Annotated in this window: 20 protein-coding genes; 3 read left to right on the top strand and 17 right to left on the bottom strand. The window is 44.6% G+C overall.

The window, feature by feature from the left end:
* Nucleotides 1-20 precede the first annotated feature (20 nt).
* The 14 genes from FE296_RS11090 to FE296_RS11025 all read right to left on the bottom strand — a co-directional run bounded on the left by FE296_RS11090 (nt 21) and on the right by FE296_RS11025 (nt 17,482).
* Complete coding sequence (locus tag FE296_RS11090; protein WP_036614879.1) at nt 21-1,973, bottom strand: stage V sporulation protein D; 1,953 nt, start codon at nt 1,971-1,973, stop codon at nt 21-23.
* A 94-nt stretch (nt 1,974-2,067) separates the two neighbouring features.
* On the bottom strand, nt 2,068-4,410 hold the full coding sequence (locus tag FE296_RS11085) for a penicillin-binding transpeptidase domain-containing protein (protein WP_150364970.1): 2,343 nt from the start codon (nt 4,408-4,410) through the stop codon (nt 2,068-2,070).
* Nucleotides 4,411-4,422: 12 nt separating this feature from the next.
* Nucleotides 4,423-4,851 carry a hypothetical protein gene (locus FE296_RS11080; RefSeq protein WP_036674831.1) on the bottom strand — a complete coding sequence of 143 codons (429 nt, stop codon included), beginning with the start codon at nt 4,849-4,851 and terminating at the stop codon, nt 4,423-4,425.
* A gap of 27 nt (nt 4,852-4,878) precedes the next feature.
* Nucleotides 4,879-5,829, bottom strand: a complete 951-nt coding sequence (gene rsmH, locus FE296_RS11075; RefSeq protein ID WP_150364969.1) for a 16S rRNA (cytosine(1402)-N(4))-methyltransferase RsmH — start codon at nt 5,827-5,829, stop codon at nt 4,879-4,881.
* A gap of 18 nt (nt 5,830-5,847) precedes the next feature.
* Nucleotides 5,848-6,285, bottom strand: coding sequence for a division/cell wall cluster transcriptional repressor MraZ (gene mraZ, locus FE296_RS11070; protein ID WP_017687291.1), 438 nt, complete (start codon nt 6,283-6,285; stop codon nt 5,848-5,850).
* A gap of 273 nt (nt 6,286-6,558) precedes the next feature.
* The gene (locus tag FE296_RS11065; protein WP_124116015.1) at nt 6,559-7,824 is read right to left on the bottom strand and encodes an adenosylhomocysteinase; all 1,266 of its coding nucleotides are present in this window, start codon (nt 7,822-7,824) and stop codon (nt 6,559-6,561) included.
* A gap of 44 nt (nt 7,825-7,868) precedes the next feature.
* Complete coding sequence (gene bshC / locus FE296_RS11060; protein WP_150364968.1) at nt 7,869-9,500, bottom strand: bacillithiol biosynthesis cysteine-adding enzyme BshC; 1,632 nt, start codon at nt 9,498-9,500, stop codon at nt 7,869-7,871.
* Nucleotides 9,501-9,658: 158 nt separating this feature from the next.
* Nucleotides 9,659-11,428 carry an ABC transporter ATP-binding protein gene (locus FE296_RS33900; RefSeq protein ID WP_150364967.1) on the bottom strand — a complete coding sequence of 590 codons (1,770 nt, stop codon included), beginning with the start codon at nt 11,426-11,428 and terminating at the stop codon, nt 9,659-9,661.
* Nucleotides 11,429-11,445: 17 nt separating this feature from the next.
* Nucleotides 11,446-12,327: an ABC transporter permease gene (locus FE296_RS11050; protein ID WP_371129057.1), complete on the bottom strand. Its 882-nt coding sequence runs from the start codon at nt 12,325-12,327 to the stop codon at nt 11,446-11,448.
* Nucleotides 12,328-12,374: 47 nt separating this feature from the next.
* Nucleotides 12,375-13,307 (bottom strand): ABC transporter permease, encoded by a 933-nt coding sequence (locus FE296_RS11045; RefSeq protein WP_076211567.1) that lies wholly within the window; start codon nt 13,305-13,307, stop codon nt 12,375-12,377.
* A 189-nt stretch (nt 13,308-13,496) separates the two neighbouring features.
* On the bottom strand, nt 13,497-15,194 hold the full coding sequence (locus FE296_RS11040) for a peptide ABC transporter substrate-binding protein (protein ID WP_150364966.1): 1,698 nt from the start codon (nt 15,192-15,194) through the stop codon (nt 13,497-13,499).
* A 153-nt stretch (nt 15,195-15,347) separates the two neighbouring features.
* Nucleotides 15,348-15,722: a DUF3397 domain-containing protein gene (locus tag FE296_RS11035; protein ID WP_047843759.1), complete on the bottom strand. Its 375-nt coding sequence runs from the start codon at nt 15,720-15,722 to the stop codon at nt 15,348-15,350.
* Nucleotides 15,722-16,681, bottom strand: a complete 960-nt coding sequence (locus tag FE296_RS11030; RefSeq protein ID WP_150364965.1) for a ketopantoate reductase family protein — start codon at nt 16,679-16,681, stop codon at nt 15,722-15,724. Before FE296_RS11030 ends, FE296_RS11035 begins: the two co-directional genes overlap by 1 nt.
* A 150-nt stretch (nt 16,682-16,831) precedes the next feature.
* Nucleotides 16,832-17,482 (bottom strand): RsfA family transcriptional regulator, encoded by a 651-nt coding sequence (locus FE296_RS11025; protein ID WP_150364964.1) that lies wholly within the window; start codon nt 17,480-17,482, stop codon nt 16,832-16,834.
* Nucleotides 17,483-17,796: 314 nt separating this feature from the next.
* On the opposite strand from FE296_RS11025, the gene FE296_RS11020 reads away from it, so the two are divergent.
* Both FE296_RS11020 and FE296_RS11015 read left to right on the top strand, forming a co-directional pair.
* Complete coding sequence (locus tag FE296_RS11020; RefSeq protein ID WP_017687281.1) at nt 17,797-18,033, top strand: DUF2626 domain-containing protein; 237 nt, start codon at nt 17,797-17,799, stop codon at nt 18,031-18,033.
* A 184-nt stretch (nt 18,034-18,217) separates the two neighbouring features.
* Nucleotides 18,218-19,297, top strand: a complete 1,080-nt coding sequence (locus FE296_RS11015) for a hypothetical protein (protein WP_150364963.1) — start codon at nt 18,218-18,220, stop codon at nt 19,295-19,297.
* Between the two features lie 98 nt (nt 19,298-19,395).
* Here FE296_RS11015 and FE296_RS11010 read toward each other — a convergent pair whose 3' ends face one another.
* On the bottom strand, nt 19,396-20,667 hold the full coding sequence (locus tag FE296_RS11010) for an ABC transporter substrate-binding protein (protein WP_150364962.1): 1,272 nt from the start codon (nt 20,665-20,667) through the stop codon (nt 19,396-19,398).
* A 221-nt stretch (nt 20,668-20,888) separates the two neighbouring features.
* Nucleotides 20,889-22,223 (bottom strand): PhoH family protein, encoded by a 1,335-nt coding sequence (locus tag FE296_RS11005; protein ID WP_024628438.1) that lies wholly within the window; start codon nt 22,221-22,223, stop codon nt 20,889-20,891.
* 152 nt (nt 22,224-22,375) lie between these two features.
* On the opposite strand from FE296_RS11005, the gene FE296_RS11000 reads away from it, so the two are divergent.
* The gene (locus FE296_RS11000) at nt 22,376-23,074 is read left to right on the top strand and encodes a YhcN/YlaJ family sporulation lipoprotein (protein ID WP_150364961.1); all 699 of its coding nucleotides are present in this window, start codon (nt 22,376-22,378) and stop codon (nt 23,072-23,074) included.
* A 7-nt stretch (nt 23,075-23,081) separates the two neighbouring features.
* Here the strand turns inward: FE296_RS11000 and FE296_RS10995 are convergent, their stop codons facing one another.
* Complete coding sequence (locus tag FE296_RS10995) at nt 23,082-23,534, bottom strand: pyridoxamine 5'-phosphate oxidase family protein (protein ID WP_150364960.1); 453 nt, start codon at nt 23,532-23,534, stop codon at nt 23,082-23,084.
* Nucleotides 23,535-23,563: the final 29 nt, after the last annotated feature.

Raw genomic sequence — 23,563 nt, 5'->3', positions numbered from 1 at the left:
CAAACTACCCCTAAGTCCTGTTATTCATCCTTTGTGTGATCATGTGCATCGTTCAGTACATTCCCCATATAAATGCGGATGGTTGATCCCTGATCTACCCTCGCGCCAGGTTTAGGTGCCTGATTAATCACGTATTTACCACTGCCAGACTTCGCCAGCATAAAATTCATGTTCAGGTCTTCGTACAGATCTTCAACAGTAGCTCCTGTCAGGTCTGGGACTGTCACGATTTTGGTTTCACCATACTTGTATTCTTTGGCGACCTGATCCTTCCGAACAGGTACATTCATATAATGCAAAGCATCTTCAAGGATGTTCTGCACAATCGGGGCGGCAACCACACCTCCAAACTGAATTCCTTTTGGATTATCAACTGCGGTATAGACCACAATCTGTGGATCATCTGCTGGTGCAAATCCGATAAAGGATACGATATGCTCAGTCGAGGAATAACGTCCGTTGATAACCTTCTGGGCTGTACCTGTTTTGCCACCGACCCGGTATCCATCAATGAATGCCGGACGCCCGGTACCTTTTGCGACAACACTCTCGAGTGCTTCACGTACTTGTTTGGATGTATTCTCCGAGATCACCTGACGAACCAGTTCCGGCTTGGCTTCTTCCATAACTTCCCCTGTGACCGGATGGACCCACGCTTTGGTAACATAAGGCTTGTAAAGTTTACCCCCATTGATGGCCGCTGACACAGCTGCTACTTGCTGAATGGGCGTTACGGATACACCTTGACCAAAAGCAGTCGTTGCAAGCTCGACAGGTCCCACTCTGGACAGTTTGAACAGAATTCCACTGGCTTCTCCGCTGAGGTCGATCCCTGTCTTGGTACCGAAACCAAAGTCTTTAATATAGGAGAAGAGCGATTCTTTGCCCAGCCTCTGCCCCAAAGCCACAAAGCCCGGGTTACATGAGTTCTCCACAACTTGTAAGAAGGTCTGACTTCCGTGGCCTCCCTTTTTCCAGCAACGCAGACGGGCTCCACCCACCTCAACATATCCGGGATCAAAAAATTGATCCTGTTGCAGATTGACCTTTTTCTCTTCAAGCGCTGCTGCCAAAGTAATGATCTTAAATGTGGAGCCGGGCTCGTAGGTCATCCAGATCGGTAAATTGCGATTGTATATCTCCGCTGGATATTGCTGATAATCGGCAGGTTCGTATCCCGGCCTGCTGGACATCCCCAAGATTTCACCCGTTTTGGGATTCATCGCTATGGCCAATGCTGAGTTCGCCTGGAACTTCACCATGGCCTGATCCAATTCTCTCTCCATGATGGACTGAATGGATTTATCAATGGTCAGCTTGAGGTTAAGGCCGTCCTTCGGTTCCACATACTTCTCGGATGAGCCCGGCATTAGCCTTCCGGCCGCATCGGACAAGTAGGACACACTGCCATTCAAACCATTCAGCTTATCATCATATTTCTTCTCGACACCTGTTAAGCCCTGATTATCAATGCCCGTAAAACCAAGAATATGGGCAGCCAAATCATCATAAGGATAAAAACGTTTATTGTCCTCAGCAACAACGATACCCGGAAGCTTCAAATCACGGATGCGCTGAGCTTTCTCCATCGTAATTTTGCGGCCGCCGGGTTGTAGTCGTACAATGAGTTCTCGTTTCTTGATGGTTGCGAGCACTTTTTCTTCCGTCATCCCAAGCAATGGGGCCAGCGCTTTAGCTGTCGTTTCAGCTTCTTTAACCTGAGCCGGAATGGCCATAATGGTTGGTGTTGTCACATTATAGGCCAGAGAGGTTCCATTTCGATCCAGGATCTCCCCCCGCTTGGCTGAGTAAGGAATATTACGCCGCCAGGATTCTTCTGCTTTTGCTGACAATTCAGGGCCTTCCCCGAGCTGTACATAAGCAAGCCTGATCATCAGGGCCGAAAATAACAAAACTAAAATCATTAAACTCCATAGCAACCTGCGCCGCAGATTTACGCTTGATCCCTTCACGAAAAGATCCCCCCACTCGTCCCAAAATCATGACATTCGTTCCATTCATGAATATTCAGGACAACCGGGGGTTAGAACAAGCTGTCAGAGCTCCCTAAGGAAGCGAAGCTCCGTTTGTGGCTGGATCATCAGAGGATTCCGATTCATTGGCAGGAGCCTTATTGTTATCTGTTTCATCTGTTTCGTCTGTTCCGTCGGTTTTACCTTCTCCGCCCGAAGGCTCTTGTTCCTTCACTTCAGCTTCTGACGACGGATCAGAAGAGATCGGAGCCTCATCGGCTATACCTGTCACTGCAGCTTTGGCAGTTTGCAAGTTCAACTGCACAGTTCTCTGCTCACCTGCGACCTGCTCGGTTTGCTTCACGACATAACCCTCACCTTTTACCGTAACCCCCACCTTCATGAGAGAAAGTACTTCAAGGGCATCACGGAGAGATTCACCTGTTAGATCGGGAATCTTCATCTTGCTGCTTTCTTCCGTTAGCAGATAGATTCGTTGGCCTGGATTCATAGAAGCGCCAGCAACCGGATACTGCCGAATTACATTATCACCTTGACCAAGAGTCACATAAGCAATACCTGCGCTTAGAAGCTGGCTTCTGGCCTGTTTGGCTGTCTTGCCACTTAGGTCAGGTGCCTTGGCTTGCACGACAGAGACTTCTTTTGACTTTTTGTCAGGAGTTTTGGCTGTATCTTTGGGTATTCCCATGTATTGAAGAGTCTGGCTGACAATCTTTTTGAACACCGGCGCAGCTGCGGTTCCTCCCCCAATGTTGGTTCCATCCGGTTGGTCAATGACAACAAGTATAGCAATCTTCGGATTATTCACGGGCGCGAATCCAATAAACGATACAACGTCTTTTGACTTGCTGTATGCTCCGTTAACAACCTTTCTTGCCGTACCTGTCTTACCAGCTACACGGTAACCTTCAATATAGGCGTTACGACCGGTACCAATCGTTTGGTCTGCAACCACTTGTTCCAAATAACCGCTCACCAGTTTGGAAGATTCCTTGGAAATCACCTGACGAACAACTTTGGGTTTGATCACTTCCGTTGTCCCATCATTCGGGTTCTTGATCTCCTTCACCAGATGTGGCTCCAGCAATTTGCCGCCGTTGGCAATCGCAGAGATGGCTGCGACCTGTTGAATTGGTGTTACCTGTACAAGACCATGCCCGTAGGCTGCCGTGGCAATCTCGGATTTGTAAACCAGTGGCTTGATCGGGGACGCTGCCTCATTTGGCAGATCAATACCCGTCTTTTTGCCGAAACCGAATTCGTCTATGTAATGACGCAGACGTTCACCGCCAAGCATGTTGTAACCCAAGTTAACAAAAGCAATGTTACTTGACCGTTTGACACCCTCGAGATACGAGATCCAACCATAGGCATGACCATTATCACTAATTGGGAAACCACCAATATACATGCGTTTGGATTCAAAACTTGCATTGGGATCGAAGAGTTTTTCTTCTACAGCCCCTGCTAGCGTAACTATTTTGAATGTACTGCCTGGCTCATAGATGGATTGAGTAGCATGGTTAATAAAATTCTTTTGATCAGGTGTACTCCCATACGTATTCGGATTAAAAGTTGGCCAGTTGGCCATCCCTAGAATCTCCATGGTGTTTGGGTCCGCAGCAATGACCGTCATGCTCAATGGATTATACTTGGCAACGGCTTCTTTCATTGCATCCTCAATGTAGAACTGGATCGTATCATCGATGGTCAGCGTAAGGTTCTTACCGTTCTGAGGTGGCAGATAATTATCCTGTGAATCCGGAAGTTTAATGCCTTTGGCATCCTTCTGATAATTCAGATATCCGTCTGTACCAGTCAGTGCTTCATCATATGAGACTTCAAGTCCATTGACAGCTTTCCCATCACGGCTCATATATCCCAAGAGGTGAGAGGCAAGTGTTTCTTCAGGGTAAAAACGCTTCGACTCCTGAGCCATCACAATTGCATTACGCGCCTTATATTCATCTTGCAGTTCTTCACGCAACTCGTTGACTTGTGCCGCAAGTTCAGGACTTATTTTATATCCTTCACTGCGCACTTCACGTTGCTGAAAAAACTTACCCTTTGCATTTTTGGCTGTGACCAGAGCACGCATCTCACTCTCATTTTTCCCAAGAAGGGCTGAGAGCTTTTCTGTCACTACATCCTGAATCCCAAGTTCATTAATTAATAGAGGATTCACGGAAACCGTGTATGCAGGCGAATCAGTAGCCAGAACGTTACCATTGCGATCCGTAATCGTCCCACGTGCTGCCTTAATCGTCTGTTCCCGCTCTACCAAACCGGCTGCCCGTTCCTGCCATACACCGCCATTCACAACTTGAATGAAAAAGATTCGGGTTACGAGTACAAGAAAAAAGAGGGTAATACATCCCCCTATAAGCAACGTGCGCATCTTTATTCTTTTTATCATCGGAACACCTCTTTACTTACTGCTTGCTGTATTCGAGGATGACTCAGTACCAGTTGATTTCGTACTTGTTGAGCGAGGCACATAAATGACATCCTTACCGGAAGCTTCAACGTAACCAAGTTGTTTTGCATTTTCGATGACCTGGTTGTTCAATGTTTCTTTTTCTACCTGCAGGTCTGCAATCGTCTTTTCATACCCCTTGATATCCGAAATAGTGGACTGAGCCTGCTTGTTCAGATCATAGATATGAGCATAACGAGACATCAAGGCTCCTCCAACAAGGATGACCGCAACCAGGGTAATCAGATACAAAATCTTCTCGCGTGCCGGAAGACCCGTACGACGGGTCACCACTTTGGTGGTTTCTTTGTATCGTTGCTGGGTCACACGTTCCTGGGACGCTTTTTCTTTTACAGCGAGATTACCACGTGTATATGCCATACTCCGATTCTCTCCTCCACTCTTGATCTACAATTTCTCGGCTACGCGCAGCTTGGCTGAACGAGCACGTGAATTTTCGGTCAATTCCGTTTCCGTTGGAATCAACGGTTTTCTGTTAACTAATCGCAGGGTCCCCTTGCCGCCGCATACACACAACGGAAAATCGGGTGGACATGTACATTTTTCCAGATAACTGCTGAAAATCTGTTTACATATCCGATCCTCTAGGGAGTGGAAGGTAATAACAGATACACGTCCTTCTGGCGCCAGACAACGAACAGCCTGATGCAAGCCTTCCTCAAACGCACCCAACTCATCGTTGACGGCAATGCGTAGTGCCTGGAAGCTGCGTTTGGCAGGATGTCCACCAGTACGTCGAGCTGCCGCCGGGATGCCTTCCTTGATCAGTTCCACGAGTTCACCTGTCGTCTCAATGGTAGACTGCGCTCGTTTTCCGACGATAACACGGGCAATTCTTCTCGAAAACTTCTCTTCACCATAGCGATACAAAATTCGAGCAATCTCTTCTTCTGGCCACTCATTCACAATCTCTTTGGCCGTCAGCATTGCATCCTGGTCCATTCGCATATCGAGCGGAGCATCGTGATTGTAACTGAATCCACGTTCTCCTTCATCAAATTGCGGAGATGACACACCCAAGTCGTACAATATACCGTCGACCTGTGGCACACCATCCATCATTGGTACATCCAGATCCTTGAGTACCTGTTCCAGATCTCGAAAATTGGTTTTCACCAATGTTACACGTTCTCCATAAGCAGCGAGCTTCTCGCGAGCATTATCCAAAGCCCAATCATCCTGATCAAGTGCGATCAGACGTCCCCCTGGACCGAGCTTGGAAGCAATCACGGAGCTATGACCGCCACCGCCTAAAGTGCAGTCCACGTATATACCGTCCTGCTTGATGTTTAATCCCTCTGTTGCCTCTTCTTTGAGTACGGTTATGTGGTGAAACAACCTGCACCCCTCCTGACTTTATAAATCAAAATTAAAATCGACCAGCTTTTCGGCAATGTCGTTGAATGCTTCTTCGGATTGATTGAAATAACTCTCCCATATGCCTTTGCTCCAAATCTCCACCCGGTTCGACACGCCAAGAACAACACAATCCTTGTCCAGCTTGGCATACTCTCTTAAATTGCCCGGCAGATTTACCCTGCCCTGTTTGTCCAGTTCACATTCGGTTGCACCCGAGAAAAAAAACCGGGTAAACGCACGTGCATCAGATTTCATCAATGGCAGTGCTTTGAGCTTCTGTTCCATGACCCCCCACTCCTCCATGGGGTACACGAAAAGACACTGGTCCAAACCCCGTGTGACAACGAAAGACGGTCCCAGAGATTCGCGGAATTTAGCCGGAATGATAACCCGACCCTTATCATCAATGCTATGTTGGAACTCCCCCATAAACATTGGCCCACTCACTCCTCACCCGTTTCTCCCACTTTGCCCCACTTTCCACCACCTAAGCATAATAGATTCGCACAAAAAAATCAAAACCCTTCTTGCATTACTTGATTTTTTAATTTTTCAGCATAAAAAAACGTCCTTGATCCTGTCACTCAGGATCAAAGACGCTTCCCTTAAACGGGCAATCTTATATCTACCCGCACATGAGCCATATCATCAATATACCATTCTATACCTATTGAATCATTTCATCAGCTTGTAATTATTGGATAGTGCTTAAAATTTCCAGCTATCCAGGTATTTCTCTTGCTCAGCTGACAAGGAGTCGATGCCAATATTCAGGCTTTCAAGTTTATAGCTGGCAACCTGCTGGTCAATATCATAAGGTACATTAACAACGTTTTTACCCAAGTTTTCATAATTCTCACTTACATAACGCAGACCAAGTGCCTGCAGGGCAAACGTCGTATCCATGATTTCGGCAGGGTGACCATCTGCTGCACCCAGGTTTACAAGACGACCTTCTGCAAGAAGATACATTTTACGACCGTCTTTGAAACGGTACTCCTCAATGTTACGGCGAACTGTGCGAATCGATTCCGAACGTTTGGCCAGTTCAGGTTTATTCACTTCAACATCAAAGTGACCCGCATTACTCAGGATTGCTCCATCCTTCATCACATCGTAATGCTCACCCGTGATAACATCCTTATTTCCTGTAACCGCAATAAAGAAATCGCCCAATTTGGCGGCTTCCACCATCGTCATGACCCGGAATCCGTCCATGTGTGCTTCTACTGCTTTGATTGGATCGATCTCAGTTACAATCACATTCGCTCCAAGACCTTTGGCCCGCATCGCTACACCTTTACCACACCAGCCATAACCTGCTACAACTACGTTTTTACCAGCGATAACCAAGTTGGTTGTACGAATAATTCCGTCGAATGCAGATTGTCCTGTACCGTAGCGATTATCGAACAGATACTTGCAGTATGCGTCATTAACCGCAACCATTGGGAACTTCAATTGGCCTTCTTTCGCCAATGCTTTCAAACGAATAATACCCGTTGTCGTTTCTTCTGCTCCGCCGCGAATTGTTGCTGCGAGGTCAGGGCGCTCGGATGCAATAATGGTAGCAAAGTCTCCGCCATCATCAATAATGAGATCAGGCTTCACCTCTAGCGCACGAAGTTGCAATGATTTGAATTCCGCAGGTTCCGGATTGTATTTCGCATACACTGTAACGCCGTCTTCCACCAATGCTGCGCAGACATCATCTTGTGTAGACAATGGGTTGCTGTGCGTAATCGTTACTTCCGCCCCACCCGCTTGAATCACTTTTGCCAAGTAAGCTGTTTTCGCCTCCAAATGAAGACAAATCGCGACCTTCAAACCTTTGAAAGGCAGATCCTGTTCGAACTGGCGACGAATGCGGTTTAATACCGGCATATGTGCCTCTACCCAGTCAATTTTCAGATGACCCTCTGAAGCGAGTCCCATATCTTTCACAATACTGTTTTGCAACGCAGATGTAGTCATTCCATATCCTCCTTGTTTATGTGTTTCTTCTATTATAAAGGGCTCTATAGTGCAATAACCTTGTGCTCTCCAAGGAATTCGCTTGAGGCCTTAATCAGTTCATCGATCCACTCGGAGCCATAACGATTCAGGTAAAAGAGTGCATTATGTACTCGTTCCTGTGGTTTGCCCGTTGGAAACAAGGAGTTTTGAATGCCGTTCCAGTGCCTTAGACTCACATTATGTTTATCTTCAATGGCTTTGTGAGTCTGCTGTTTCAGATACTGCATTTGCTCGTTGATTTTACTCAAATTGGTATCGCCAATTCGTTCCAACCCCGGATGAATCTCCGCGATCTCATCTAGCAACGGTCCATACAGTTCAAGAAATGCTTCCTGTACCTTGTCAAACTGTTCATCTACCTGGAACGTCTCCTGTTGTGCGAGCCACTGTTCTTTCTTTTCTTCCATATGATATTGTACATCCTGGAAAGAAAGCCCATATTGTTTCATATGTTTATAATGAATATCTTCCATAATGGTGAAGGACAACCGCGGCAACAAAATGGGCATTTGCAGTCCGAACTGACGGAATGCTTCCCGAGTCAAACCCCAATATGCAATTTCACCTTGCCCCAAAATAACAGCGGCTACAGGCAGTACGGAATCTTGCATTAAAGGTCGCGTCAATACGTTGTTACTGAAGCGCTCCGGATGTTCTTCCAGTTCCTGAAGCAAACGCTCCTCTGTGAAAGAAACCAAACCTTTGCGATCATTATATAAACCGTCCTTCAACAACAAGAGCAGACGCGTACCTTCATGAATGTAGAACAGATTGGCTCCATCCTCCGCTACTTCGGCAGGCATAGCATAACCAGCTTGTTGTACCAGCGAAGCACCTTGTGTGTATGCGCTGCGCAGCACTTCATTCTTTCGTATCAGCCGCTCAAACACGGGCTGTTCCAACCTGCGTAAATCTGGATCCGATGCATCCATTAGAACAAGTCCACTACTGGCAAACAAAGCAGATATCATGCGGGCAAATGCATCACTCAGATTTGAACTGGATTGATGGATCTCTGTGATGCATTTCATCAGTCCTGGTTTATGTATCGTATCAGGTAAAAGATGTTCCACCTGTTCGAGTACATTCACCCACTGCTGCGAATCCACATGAACATTACTCACAGAATCCCTTCCTGCGAATCGTCCTTGTAACTTGACCTTCTTCATGTCTCCCTGATGATCAGGTAGATATGTGTGGTTAACCTCATCCCAGTCATGGTCTTCACCGGCAATCCAAAATACTGGGACTACCGGGCGTTGAAGTCTTTCTTCCGCTTCACGCGCAGCTGCCACTACGCTGGCGGCTTTGTATATGACGAACAGGGGTCCGGTGAGCAAACCGCTCTGCTGTCCTCCTGTAACCACTAGTGCATCTTGTTCTGCAAGACGTGTGATGGACGCATGAACCTCTCCATGGTCGTTCACCCGCTTATTATATATACGTAAATACTCTGCCAGATCACGACGATCAATACGTGTGTTTTCCGATTGGTCCAGCCACTCGGCACGTGCCTGAAGTCCTGATTCCCAGCGAATGTCATACTCGTAAAGGCCACGCGCAGCATCTCTTGAACAGATATAATCTTCTGCAAGTCTTGATCCGCTGCGGAGTGCCTCGGTAATACCGTTCATGAGGTCTGCCTCCTATTCTGCTTCAAAGAGCCTTTCTTGATTGTACCGAATTCAAGGCCGCTTCGTCAAAAGAAAGTGATTAAAATACAAAAAAAAACCGCCGAACGAGTCGGCGGCATTTAATACATCAATAATAGCATATCGCTTTAATATTCCTGTTATACGTAAGGTTCTGCAACCCAGTGACCTTTGGAAACCTCAATCAATTGAGCATTTTCCAGGTTGTACGGGTCATTTGCAGGACCACCGGATCCATTCTGAATCGGGCTCATATGCTCTTCCGGCAGCAAAATGCGACGTTTGTTCGCTTCCACTTCCGGATCAGGTACAGGGATTGCTGAAAGCAATGTTTTGGTATAAGGGTGGACAGGGTTCGCATACAGTTCTTCACTTTCTGCGAGCTCAACCACTTTACCCATGTACATTACAGCGACACGGTCACTGATATGTTTAACCATCGACAAGTCATGCGCAATAAACAGGTACGTCAAGCCGAGACGTTGCTGAAGTTCTTCAAGCAATTTAACGACCTGCGCCTGAATGGATACATCCAGTGCAGACAATGGCTCATCACAGATGATGAATTTGGGGTCTACAGCAAGTGCACGCGCAATCCCGATCCGTTGTCTTTGACCACCGGAGAATTCATGTGGATAACGCAGTGCATGACTTGGGTTCAAACCTACCAGATCAAGCAGCTCCTCCACTCGTCTCTTACGCTCTTTAGAGCTGGAAGCCAGACCATGAATATCGAGGGACTCCCCGATGATATCCATTACGTTGAAACGCGGGTTAAGGGATGCATATGGATCTTGGAAGATCATCTGCATATCTTTACGCATTTCTTTCATTTTGCGCGGAGACAACTTGTAGATATCCGTTCCGTTAAAGTTAACATTTCCACCAGTTGGCTCGTAAAGACGCAGAATAGTACGACCTGTTGTGGATTTACCACAGCCGGACTCGCCTACAACGCCAAGTGTTTCACCTTCAAAGATATCAAAGCTTACGTCATTGACCGCTTTGAGAATGTTACCTTTACCCAAATTAAAGTACTGTTTCAAGTTTTTCACTTGTACCAGAGGCTTATTGCTGCCTTTGATAATACCAGCCGGAGCTGGTTTTTCCTTTTTGGGCTCGTCCAGACGAGGCAAAGCATTCAGCAATTTAATCGTGTATGGATGTTGAGGGTTACTAAAGATTTCAGCAGTTGTTCCTGTTTCAACAACTTCGCCTTCCTTCATAACAACAACACGGTCACACATACCCGCTACGACACCAAGGTCATGCGTAATCAGCATAATCGATGTTCCCAGCTTTTGCTGCATGTCTTTCATGACATCCAGAATTTGAGCCTGAATTGTAACGTCAAGTGCAGTTGTCGGTTCATCCGCAATCAGAAGGGATGGACGACATGCAAGTGCGATCGCAATCATGGCACGCTGACGCATACCACCAGAGAATTGGTGAGGATAATGATTCATGCGAATAGCCGCATTTTTAATACCTACAAGTTCCAGCATCTCCAAAGCCGCTTTATTCGCCGCTTGTTTGGACATGTTCTGATGCTTGCGCAATACTTCAGTAATTTGTTTACCAATTTTAATGGTAGGATTCAATGAAGTCATTGGATCTTGGAAGATCATACCGATATCTTTACCACGAATCGCTTCCATTTGTTTGTCTGTCTTATTCAGCAGGTCTTGCCCGTGAAAAGTAATTTCTCCGCTTTTGACCTTCGAAGGCGGGGAGGGAATCAATTTCATGATGGTTTGGGCGGTAACACTCTTACCACTACCCGATTCACCTACGATCCCCAGCGTCTCTCCTTTGCCAATTTCAAAACTCACATTTTTAACGGCATCAAATTCACCAGAACGTGTTGAGAACGACACACTCAGGTCTTTGACTGTTAAAATCGGCTCCATAATCCCACCTCCTATTTCTATTTACGTAATTTCGGATCGAGTGCGTCACGCAGACCGTCTCCGAGCAAGTTAAATGCAAGCATTGTAAGAACCATCAGACCTGCTGGGAACCACATCCGCCAAGGGAATAGCGTCCAGCCTGTAAGTGCATCATTGATCATAGAACCAAGTGAAGATCTTGGTGCAGATACACCCAATCCAAGGAAGCTCAGGAACGCTTCGGCAAAGATTGCATTTGGAATAGACAATGTCAATGTTACAAGAATCGGTCCTATTGCATTGGGCAGCAAATGACGGAACAATTGACGCCCTGTGCTTGCTCCCATGGACCTTGCAGCAAGAATAAAGTCTCTGTTTTTGAGTTGCATAATCTCACCACGCACAATCCATGACATGCTGATCCAGCCTGTGATGGTGAGGGCAATGATAATCGTTGTCAGACTTGGTTCCAGTACAACCAGCAACAAAATTACAACAAGCATGTACGGCAAGGAGTAGAGGATTTCGGAAAACTTGTTCATAATTCCATCTACACGTCCACCGTAGAAACCCATGATCGCTCCATAAATAACCCCGATAACAAGGTCAATCAAGGCTGCGGCCAAACCTACAGTTAGGGATACACGTGCTCCTACCCAAGTTCTTACCCACACGTCACGACCAAGCTCGTCCGTACCGAACCAGTGCTCCGCACTCGGCGCTGCATTGGCATTCAACAAATCATTGGAATAATAATTATAACTTGTAAACAAAGAAGTTGGACCAATCAAAGAGAAAATCACGACAAGAACCAATACACCCAGACTTATCATAGCAGCCTTATTGGTTGCAAGTCTGTACATGGCATCTTTAAAAAGGGATACACTTTCTTGCGGTTTAACCGCTGCCTGACTAGTCAGGTTCGTGTTCGCCGTTTCATTCTTTTTATTATTCGTGCCAGACAACGTTATGCCCCCTTCCGGCTTTCCAGCTTAATTCTAGGATCAATCAGCACGTAAGCGATATCCGTAAAGAAACGAGCCAACATCAGGAGGATACCATAGAAAATTGTAATCCCCATGATCATAGTGTAATCACGGTTTGTGATACTCTCTACGAATACTTTACCAATTCCCCCGATGTTAAAGATCTGTTCAATTACAACGGAACCTGTGATGATATTCGCTGTCATTGGACCAACATAAGTTACTACCGGTAGAATACCGTTTCTTACAACGTGTTTAAACATAATTGCAGGCCATTTCAGACCTTTGGCTTTAGCTGTTTTGATATAATCTGCATGTAAGACTTCAAGCATGCTCGAACGCGTCAAACGAGCGATAAAAGCAATCGGAGATGCAGATAGCGCTGCAACCGGAAGAACGTAATCCAATGGACCATCAAAGCCCATAACGTTAAACCAGCCTAATTTAGTAGCAAAGAGATACTGCAATAGTGAAGCAAGCAAGAAGCTCGGAACAGCTATACCTATGACAGCGAGGATCATCGTGATATCATCAATGAGTTTACGATGGTAAACTGCCGCAATAAGGCCCAGCAAAACACCCACAATAATGGAGATAACAATTGCAAACACTCCAAGCTTCAGCGAAGCGGTGAATGTTTCGCCGATCATTCCGGCTACATCTCGATTGAGATATTTCATTGAGACTCCGAAATCTCCCTTAAGGATTCCACCCATATACTTCAGGTATTGTTCATACATCGGTTTGTCCAATCCATACTTCTGTTCCAGCAAAACCCGAATTTCAGGCGATACTTTTTTCTCGGATGTAAAAGGGTCACCCGGAATAGCCTTCATCAGGAAGAAGGTTGCAGATGCGAGTATGAAAAGCGATAGCAGCATAAATAATAGTTTTTTCAACACATACTTAACCAACCCTTGCACACCTCCACAAACAATATTTTGTATACAAATCGATTGTAGAATTAGACAGAAATAAAGTCCAATCCATTTATCGGAAATTTCAAGAATTATAAGGAAAATCGGTGCACATACAAAAAATCGGGATATATATGGAATTCCACATATATATCCCGAAGTATTCATATTAGACTTCAGAACAACTTATTTCTCTTCCAGATATGCACGAGTGTAGTCAATAGCTCCACTGAAATCAAGTTGTACACCTTTCAGGTAAGGCTTAGTCAAAGATACGTTAGTGTAATAATAGATTGGCATAACGCCCATTTCATCTTGAATCAGGATTTTCTCAGCGTCAGCAAATGCAGCCATACGTGCAGCTGGATCAGCAGATTTTACAGTTTCTTTAACATCTTTGTCATACTGTTCGTTGCTGAATTTGGAATCATTGTTTGTGTTTCCAGTAGTCCACATTTCCAAGAAGTTGTATGGATCGTTGTAGTCAGCAGACCAACCTGCACGAGCTACTTGGAAGTTTTGGTTTTGACGGTTCTCAAGGAATACGCCCCACTCTTGGTTTTCTGTTTTCACATCAACACCAAGATTTTGTTTCCACATGTCAGCAACCGCCAAAGCGATTTTTGCATGGCCATCACTAGTGTTGTAGATCAACGTAACAGCTGGCAATGTTGTGTAACCTTCTTCTTTCATACCTTCAGCAAGCAATGCTTTAGCTTCTTCAACATTTTCTGTGAAGTAATCGTCTTTGTGCTCATCACGGAATTCGCCGTTTTCACCACGGATACCTGGAGGTACAAAGCCGAATGCTGGAATTTGTCCACCTTGTGTAACTTTGTCAACAATCAGCTGACGTTGAATTGCCATTGCAAATGCTTTACGGATTTTAACGTTGTTAAATGGTGCTTCGTTTACGTTGAACTGATAGTAGTACGTACTTGCAATACCAGTAGCTTTGAACTCGTCCGGCAATTCCGCTTTTACAGAAGGAATTTGGTCGGATGGAATTTCACCGTTAGGTGCACCAGTGTAATCCAATTGTCCTGATTTGTAAGCTTGCAGTTCGGAAGCACTGCTGTTCGTCAGAGACATATCGATTTGAGCCAATTTAATATCGGCAGCTGCATGGTAACCATCGTTTTTCTTCACAACAATTTTTTGACCTTTAGAATATTGATCCATTACAAATGGTCCGTTAACGATCATGTTTTTGTAGTCTGTGAAGAATTTGTCATTTGTGTCAGCAGATGCATGTACTGGGTAGTACGTGTAGAATGCTGTCAGACCCAAGAAGTAAGGTGTTGGGTTTTCCAACGTTACTTCCAATGTGTGCTCATCAGTAGCTTTAACGCCTACTTGTGAGAAATCTGTGACTTTAGTACCTTTGTATGTTTCATCTTTGCTGAGGTTGTAACCTTCAGCGCCTTTGATGTAGTACAATTGGTAAGCATATGGAGAAGCTGTTTCCGGTTTCAAAGCACGTTCCCAAGAACGAACAAAGTCTTCGGCAGTGATTGCATCACCGTTGCTCCATTTAGCTTCCGGATTCAGGTTGAAAACATATTTCAAACCATCTTCGGAGATTGTCCAGTCTTTAGCTACGCCTGCTTGTTCTTTACCATCAGCATCGATGCGTACAAGACCTTCGTACAAGAATTTCAAAACTGTGTTGGTTTGGCTGTCTTTTGCTTGAGCCGGGTCCAACGTAGGAGGTTCAGCTGACAGGTTGATTTTCAGAATTTGATCTTTAGCAAGACCATTTCCTTCGTTTGCAGAACCAGTATCGGTGTTACCTGTGCCTTCGTTTTTCGATCCGCACGCTGCAAGTACGGTACCGAACGCCAAAATCAGCGTCAAAAGGACTAATAGACTTTTCCTTTTCATCTAACACGTTCCCCCTAAATTGATATGGTTTATATGTTTATAGATTATACAACCACCGGTCAAAAAAATCTACATTACTTTTTCAGAAAGTAATGTTTTTTTCAGTTTTCGACAAAATCGACACATTTTTTGCCTCTTTTGCGTTATGTAACCTCACATCTGTTTCATGAAGTATCTAAATAATCCAAATAAAGTAAACAAAACATACCCGAAACTCATAATGATGAAGGCCATGCGCCATACGGCCCGGAACATTCTACCCCCATCGACCTTCCCCTTTAGTCGATTTTGCGCACCTCCGATAAATCCAAGTGCTAGTAGTATGAGTAATAGTGTCAGATAAAAACCAAAATTCGAATCAAATGTTAAGTTGAATAACGCCGATACTGAAAAAACAAGAAAAAAAGTGGTTACATCCATTGCCATCCGCATGGCGTTCCGTTTGTCTTTTTTCCATACGTACATTCCCCAATAAACAAGAAAGAACGGAAAAAAGGGCAATATGCTCAACACAATAAAAAGTCCCATTAATTCACTCCTTCCGTTTGCATTCCTTCAATCAGATGAAGCAGTATTTCATGTGTAGGTGCAACAAGGTCCAATTTCTGTGCCATTCTTACAATATGACCGTTAATTGACCTCACTTCTGTACCACGTCCAGCGAGAACATCTGCAAGCATGGAGGAAGTATTCGTGGCAGTAGAACGACAAACCGATATTAGTTGATCCCACATATCCTGATCCAAACATATTCCACTTGCAGAGTAGATCAACAATACCTCATCATATAACTGGCGCATTAGCCTCTTTCGTTCTTCCTTGATGATCAATTCTCCATTAGGGACTCGCCATAATGCTGTAAGCGGGTTAATGACTGCATTAATCAATAGTTTCCTGTATATCAGCTTATCGATTTCATTCGACACTGTACAGTCAAATCCTGCCTGCTGCAACGATCCCGACAGAGTAAATGTTCTCTTCTCCTCTATAGAGGTAGAGGCTACTATAGGTATGTTGTACCTTCCCAGCCTGGTTTCACCTGTACCTGCACGAGTCACCTGACTCTGTGTACGCTTCGCACCTTCTGTTGTAACCGCACTACACAGAAGCGACTTTGGCAAAGCTGCTTGAAGTTTGGCCAGATGGCCCATCCCATTCTGAAAACAAGCGATATTCAGCACATGATCTTGTAATGGACTAATCTCATGAATGAAATCTTCAATGCTTGTCTGCTTAACCATGAGCAGTAACCATTCTCCTGGTGTGTTCTTCCATGTGTCAGTCAGCTCACTTATTGGTTTCGCCTGTATATGATCCGGTAGAATATGTATCTCCTCGTCTTGTTCCACAATGGTTACTCCATCACGGCTGAGGAGGTTTGCCTGAGCAATTGTTCTGGTCCAAAATCTGACCTGGTTACCTGACACCAGCAGTTTCCCGCCATACAAAAGACCCAGTGCCCCCGCTCCTACGATGTCAATGATCATATGATGCACTCCTCTCCGCTTCAGTAGTTGCTCTTCTAATATCTATAATAGAACAAAAACACCAAACTAAAAACCCGTCATACCTGCCGTTGTATAACGGAGGTGTGGCGGGTTCATACCTGACATTCACAAATCAAACGTCTGAACTTGTTATTCAATTCGTTCCAGATTCCCGTTGGCATCCATCTTGAAACGTGTCTTAAGTTCCTCTTCTTCTTCGGACAAAAATGCGAGTCTGCGAGCCCGATCCATAATCTGAATCAAAGCTTTGTAGTCGTCATTCACAACACGGTAATCCGTCTGCACTTCATTCACTTCCTTGGAAAGACGGTCATTCTCAAGACGTAGTTCAAGCAATTCATCTTCTTTCTCGCGAAGCTCCTTCTCCAGCATCTTGAGTTGACGATTACTCTCCTGCACTGTTCCCTTCCATTGTCGCAGGAAGCGGATTACTGCATCCATCGATAATGAATCGTCTGTGATCCCATCTGATTTGTACAGATGTTCTTCAGTGTCCAGTGTAGACAGTGCTGCAACCTGCGGTCCGAGCATAGCTGGTTGCTTTCTGAGATAACTTCGTTTTTGTCGTTGTGCCTTGGCGTTACTGATGGCAGAATCATACTTTTTACGTACACAACTGTTCCAGCGAAAACCGCATGCGGCAGATGTTCTGCCTATTTTTTCGCCCACCTCTTCAAAAGCGGCCAATTGTGTACTGCCTTCCCGAATATGACGCAAAGTAACCTCAGCCAATATCAAATCGTCCTCTGTACTCCAAGCATCCTGTCTCACTGCAGTCATGCTATAATACCCTCCTAACAACATCCTAAAATAACCGTCCGCATTACCGGAAGCCCGGTATGTGAATTAGGTATAAAAGCTGCTTCATTCATTCTTATGCCTCTCATAGAGTTCATAGAATTGATTTCATACTAAAATGTATTTCCACATTCAGGCTTGCTCATACGTGACATACGTAAAACATATCCCTCTATACTTACTTTGAGTAAAAAAAGAATTCGCTTTCATATCCAAATTTGTTTACACGTTTTTCCTTTCCCGGTATAATGTTGTGTAGACAATCTATGAACGTACTTAGGAGAGGAGGATTTACCGTGGCACGCATGTTTCGGGTACTCGGGTTCTTCACGCTTGCAATTGGCCTGATGGCTTTTGCGGGAGATCTGGTCGAAATGGCTTTGCTTTTTTTCCTGCAGACTGCGTTTTTTGTCATTTTGGGATACTTGAAATTTACCGAGCGAACGTACATATTGCTCTTCTGGGGTTATATGATCGTAACATTCACGGGGTTCAGCTACTGGACCGTATTCGAAATGGGGTTGCCGCTCTAATCCACCTGCAGCATCAAAGTGATCCGATATCTGTCGGGTTGCTTTTTTGTTGTGTTCAGATTAAATGAGTGTTCATGGTGTTATGTAACCACTAAGGATATTTCACGTATTTGTTTCATATATTGTCTGGAAGACAACAAGCCTGTACGATTGTCATTTAAGAAGTGGAAAGGAGAATGGATCGGTGAAACGTCAATACGGCATTTCAGCCTTTATATTATGCATCATTTTATTACTCCAGCTACCTTTAGCCCATGCCTATGGGGAGTCTTCACCTGAGGATACACGTGAGATATTGCAAAAAAGTCTATCCATCGTTGAAATCGATCACGAAATCGAACGCATCGCCGAAAGGCAGAAACAGCTGGCTCAACAATACGAGACATTATCCGTCCAGCTTCAGGAACAGGAAGGGCAGATACATATTCAGCAAGATCGGGCCGGAGCTGTAGTGAGATCCTACTACACAGGAGAACGCGACAGCCTCCTCATGACGGTCCTGGGAGCCAGGTCATTCAAAGACCTGTTTGTACTGTATGATTATTACCAGATTATTATCGGACGGGATCAGGCTGTGCTGGACAAGTATCAGGACCGTTATCGCAACCTGCAACAGACTTCCACTCAGATTCGTCAGACTACAACAGAATTAACCGAAATGAAGACTAATCTTCAAAACCAGCGGGAACGTGTAGTCACCTTGCAAAAAGAAATGGATGCCCAAATAGCCACCAGCGGAGATGCGGCAGCGATTCAGAAACTGATGGATGAACTAACCCTTTATTGGGAGAATATCGGCATCTATGAGGTGAAACGATATTTCAAAGCATTGGCATCTGCCATGCAGAACCTGCCTGACTTTATCCAAAAACAAAACGGAGGCATATCCACGACTGGAACAACGTATACGATTCTAATTCAGCAGGATGAGCTTAATGCATTTCTGCGTTCCCAAAATCCAATCTTTGAAGACTTTGCCTTTCAGTTTAACCAGGATCAGATTATAGCTTCCGGTCAGCGGGATCAGTTGCAATTAAGCATTGAAGGACATTATACGGTAGAAAATGAACCTCAAAACTCCATTCGTTTTCATGTGGACAAACTTGTATTCAACCAGCTTGAACTACCAGATACGACTCGCCGAATGCTGGAAAGAGAATTTGACCTTGGGTTCTATCCACAGAAAATCCTGTCGTTTGTTAAAGCAACCGATGTTTCAACAAGTGAAGGCATCCTTGAAGTAAAACTAGCTATATCATTTTAAAGAGGTTGTTCAAAAAGTCCGCTTTTGATTACGAAGGATGCCTTGTGGCATCACCAGCAAGAAGTTGAAAATCAGACTTTTTGAACACGAACTTAAAGTTAATTCGTCGTTCCAATACTATCTACGTATTGATTCGCTGTAATTTCTCCTTTTAAGAATTGTTTAACTTTTTTATGAAAACGAGTTATTAGAGCATGATTTTTGGTCGTTGCAGCGGGGACATCTGGGGTGGTTGAGAACCAGGATTGTCCCTTTGTCATGTCATAAGGTCCAACGAGTTTCTCAGACTCCAAATCTAGCTCCTGTTGCTTTGCGGGCAACCGGTTAACCTGTTGGTACCATTTCAGCTGTGTCGTAGCGGACGTCATTCCTTCAATCCATCTACTTGCCTCCTCAGCCTCAAACGAACCCGCAGTAATGACAAGACTTCTGGAGTTTACAGTTTCCAAGGTTTCGAAAGAAATCCGCTTCAAAGAATCTTTATCAACTGTACTCGCTTGATCCGCATTCAATAATTGAGATAATAATGATACAACCATTGGTGTGTCGTTTTGGTCAGCAGTTGGAGAGAACTCTGGATTGGTAGACTCAAGCCTAATAAGGGGCTGAATCTGATTCATCAACTGAATCCCCTGCTGAAGATCCCCCGTTTGCGAATCTATTTGTGTTCGTTTAACTTGATCTGGTGCCATTCTCGGTTCCAAATGATTCAGCCACGCATTCGTCCCGTACATATCATTGATGTTCATTGTAATTAAAGGGGTGCCTTCCGCAATAGCTTGTTGAGTAAGTTTGACCCACTGATCTTTATTTCGAGGTAATGACTCCAGACCAGCTCTTTTCAGAAATGAAGATTGTGCAGCCAGAATATACGGATCAAAATCAAAAGGCATTCCCCACTGATAACCATTCCACTCTGTCATTCCCCGTAACCCAACTACCGTATCTCCTAGTGACTTCGATAATGTTGTTCCGTTTAACGGATACAGGTACCCTTTTTGGGCATAGTATTGCACTTCCTCACTATCAAGCAGAACAACATCACCGTTCTCCCCTAGTGAAAATTCAAGATCCAAAACATGCTTATATGTATCCGGCTTCTCATTCCGAAGATTAATTTCTACCAGCTGGGAAGCAGCAACTTCTTTGGCTATCTTTTGAAAGACTTGAAACTCTTCATCCGACATGGCCACTACAATCTCCAGTGGAGCTTGAGCATCTTCATTACGGGACGAAGACCCAGGAAAAGCATCCTTTTCCTGGTCGTGTTCCTGATTGAGCTGCGAACCTCTAAAATCAAAACTCGGTGACAAGATCGTTAACGAAAGCAGCAATACCGCGAATAAAACAACCTGATGTCTACGCTTCATTAACTTCCCTCCCTGTTCACCTAGTTTTTTCCTGCAGCAATTATTGTAACAAATAAGTAGTACTCTTGTCCTACCCTGCCGAAAAACACTTTTTCGGATTTTTGCATAATACGAGCATATCGAGTTCTGTGTAATAACGCTTACTTATTTTTTCAGCAAAAAGCCGGCTCCTGGAGCCGGCTTTAATAACAACATTTTCCGGGAAATAAACCCCTTAAATTTTACAATAAATCAGCTGCAAGCTGTGCCAGCTTGGACCGTTCTCCTTTTTCAAGCATGATGTGTCCGCTGATTCCCTCTTGTTTGAACCGTTCCACGATATACGTCAGGCCGTTACTGGCAGAATCAAGATACGGGTGGTCTATCTGTTCGGGGTCTCCCATCAAAATAATTTTACTGCCTTCACCGACCCTTGATACAATGGTCTTCACTTCGTGGCGGGACAGATTTTGGGCTTCATCAATAATGATAAACTGTCCAGGTATCGATCTCCCACGAATATACGTTAAGGCCTCCACCTGAATACTGCCAAGCCCCATTAGAATTTTATCGATATCTCCGGCTTTTTTGGTGTCAAACAAAAACTCCAGATTATCATAAATCGGCTGCATCCATGGACGTAGTTTTTCTTCCTTCTCACCAGGCAAGTAACCGATATCTTTCCCCATCGGAACGACAGGACGAGCAATCAACAGTTTTTTGTATTTATGATCATCCTCTACCTTAAGCAGACCTGCTGCAAGTGCCAGCAAGGTTTTCCCCGTTCCAGCTTTACCCGTGATGGTAACAAGCGGGATGTCATCATTTAAAAGCAGTTCCAGTGCCATGCGTTGTTGTGCGTTACGTGCGCTAATGCCCCAGACATTGTCATTACTGAGGAAAAGCGGCTCCAGCTTTGTTCCCTCTGTATTTACTTTAAGCAAAGCCGATTTATTGGTTCCCATCTCATCCTTGAGAATGACAAATTCATTCGGATACAACGAATAAGACAACTGTAACGGTTTGATTGGTAAAAAACGATATGTGTAAAACTCATCAATCACTGACGGATGAACTTTTAGGGCCGTATAACCTGGATATAACTCACTAAGTCCTGCCGTCCGATCTGATAAGTAATCCTGTGTGAACAGACCAAGTACATCCGCTTTGATACGCACAAGTACATCTTTACTGACAAGCACGACCTGACGCTCAACTACTTCCTTTTCATTTTCCTCGATCTGATAATTCAGTGCGACAGCCAGAATGCGATTATCGTTGGATACTTCACCAAACATTTCCTGAACTTTCACGAAACTCCGATGATTCAGCTCTACTTTCAGATTACCTCCATTAGCCAAAGGCACCCCACTGTGCAGGTGACCCAGCTCACGTAATCCATCCAACAATCTGGATACATTACGGGCATTACGCCCAATTTCATCGGCATTTCTTTTTTTGGAGTCGATCTCCTCCAATACAACCGCGGGAATGATTACCTCATGTTCCTCAAAGGCAAATATGGCATTGGGGTCATGCAGAAGCACGTTGGTATCCAATACAAAAATCTTTTTCATTCAATCCCCTCCAAAGCGGCGTCGTTAAAGGCATGGATAGTGTGATCTTTCAGCAGCGGCATGGACAATCATGATCCCATACATAAATGTATTCGACTAGGGCAAAATAATTGTCAACCATTCTGAAAAACTCCAAGAAAGGATGAACATTTATGAAAATATGGGTTTGCACGCTGCTTCTGATCTTTATACTTACAGGTTGCAACAGTACCACACGTAACGCTTCTCAGGAACCGCATACGTCACATCCAAGAAGCTACGGAGGAAATATTACAACTCAGCAAGATCAAAGGAAAGGATCTCACATGCTCGATGCACAGGAAGATCGGATGAATCCTTCACGTTTGGATCGTCTTAATGAAAATACAGGTGAAGTCCACGATACCAACTTTGCGGATGATGCAAAGAGTGGCCGGATGCCTAATGAAAAACGAATCAATCACCTTAAAGCACTTGCCAAGCAAGTGGAAGGTGTTGAAGATGCGAACTGCGTCATACTCGGTAATACAGCCGTAGTTGGTATTGATGTTGATGGTGAACTGGAACGTGCTCGGGTAGGTACCATCAAATACGCTGTTGCCGAAGCACTTCGCAAAGACCCAGAAGGCTTGGATTCCATTGTTACTGCTGATGCAGATGTCACTGAACGAATTAAAGAAATTGGTGAACATATTCGTCAAGGGCACCCAATCTCCGGTTTTGCTTCAGAACTTGCTGACATGGTGGGACGAATTATCCCTCAACTCCCGAAAGACGTCAAAGTCCGTCAAAATCCGGATGAACACATGAATCAAAAACAACAAATGCAGCAGCTGCATTCATCTGACAAAAGACAACAAAAAGCCCAGTGATCTCTCACTAGGCTTTTTTCATGGCAGCAAAAACCTGCTCATCTAATTTCTCAGCAGCACGCTGATCATATATTTTGACATATTGAGGCATAGAGGACAATTGAGCGCCGTAAAACAGAGCATTCCTCACCGCTTCAATTGTAATGTCGAAACAGCACATATTAAATGGAACGTCCTGCAGCGGATCTTGACGTACCTCAGCACGTCCATTCACTGCGTACACCGTCTCTTCTCCAAAGACAGTTACCGTAATGAGCGGATTAGTAATCATGTTATTCACTAAACGTGAACGATGATCGATCGCTAAACGAAAAGTAGAAGCATTCTCCGCATAAATCCAGGAGATGGCTGTTGAAGTCGGACCTCCGGATTCTACATCCACTGTGCTCAGAAGCACAAAGGTCTCATTCTTGAATTGCTGTAAAAGAGATTCAGTTAATTGTGTGACGGCTTCGGACATTCAACCAGCCCCCCTAACCTTCTTTATGC

This window comes from Paenibacillus sp. UASWS1643 (assembly GCF_008693195.1).
Lineage (GTDB): Bacteria > Bacillota > Bacilli > Paenibacillales > Paenibacillaceae > Paenibacillus > Paenibacillus amylolyticus_B.
The sequence above is the reverse complement of the archived record's forward strand: the minus strand, read 5'-3'. Positions and strand labels throughout refer to the sequence as shown.

What these genes read in the sequence shown, in the direction of transcription:
- FE296_RS33900 (WP_150364967.1), bottom strand. Translation starts at nt 11,428, where the DNA reads ATGGAGCCGATTTTAACAGTCAAAGACCTGAGTGTGTCGTTCTCAACA.
- FE296_RS11080 (WP_036674831.1), bottom strand. Translation starts at nt 4,851, where the DNA reads ATGGCATATACACGTGGTAATCTCGCTGTAAAAGAAAAAGCGTCCCAG.
- FE296_RS11065 (WP_124116015.1), bottom strand. Translation starts at nt 7,824, where the DNA reads ATGACTACATCTGCGTTGCAAAACAGTATTGTGAAAGATATGGGACTC.
- bshC (WP_150364968.1), bottom strand. Translation starts at nt 9,500, where the DNA reads ATGAACGGTATTACCGAGGCACTCCGCAGCGGATCAAGACTTGCAGAA.
- FE296_RS11000 (WP_150364961.1), top strand. Translation starts at nt 22,376, where the DNA reads ATGAAAATATGGGTTTGCACGCTGCTTCTGATCTTTATACTTACAGGT.
- mraZ (WP_017687291.1), bottom strand. Translation starts at nt 6,285, where the DNA reads ATGTTTATGGGGGAGTTCCAACATAGCATTGATGATAAGGGTCGGGTT.
- FE296_RS10995 (WP_150364960.1), bottom strand. Translation starts at nt 23,534, where the DNA reads ATGTCCGAAGCCGTCACACAATTAACTGAATCTCTTTTACAGCAATTC.
- FE296_RS11010 (WP_150364962.1), bottom strand. Translation starts at nt 20,667, where the DNA reads ATGAAGCGTAGACATCAGGTTGTTTTATTCGCGGTATTGCTGCTTTCG.
- FE296_RS11085 (WP_150364970.1), bottom strand. Translation starts at nt 4,410, where the DNA reads ATGATAAAAAGAATAAAGATGCGCACGTTGCTTATAGGGGGATGTATT.
- FE296_RS11025 (WP_150364964.1), bottom strand. Translation starts at nt 17,482, where the DNA reads ATGACTGCAGTGAGACAGGATGCTTGGAGTACAGAGGACGATTTGATA.
- FE296_RS11030 (WP_150364965.1), bottom strand. Translation starts at nt 16,681, where the DNA reads ATGATCATTGACATCGTAGGAGCGGGGGCACTGGGTCTTTTGTATGGC.
- FE296_RS11040 (WP_150364966.1), bottom strand. Translation starts at nt 15,194, where the DNA reads ATGAAAAGGAAAAGTCTATTAGTCCTTTTGACGCTGATTTTGGCGTTC.
- FE296_RS11005 (WP_024628438.1), bottom strand. Translation starts at nt 22,223, where the DNA reads ATGAAAAAGATTTTTGTATTGGATACCAACGTGCTTCTGCATGACCCC.
- FE296_RS11035 (WP_047843759.1), bottom strand. Translation starts at nt 15,722, where the DNA reads ATGGGACTTTTTATTGTGTTGAGCATATTGCCCTTTTTTCCGTTCTTT.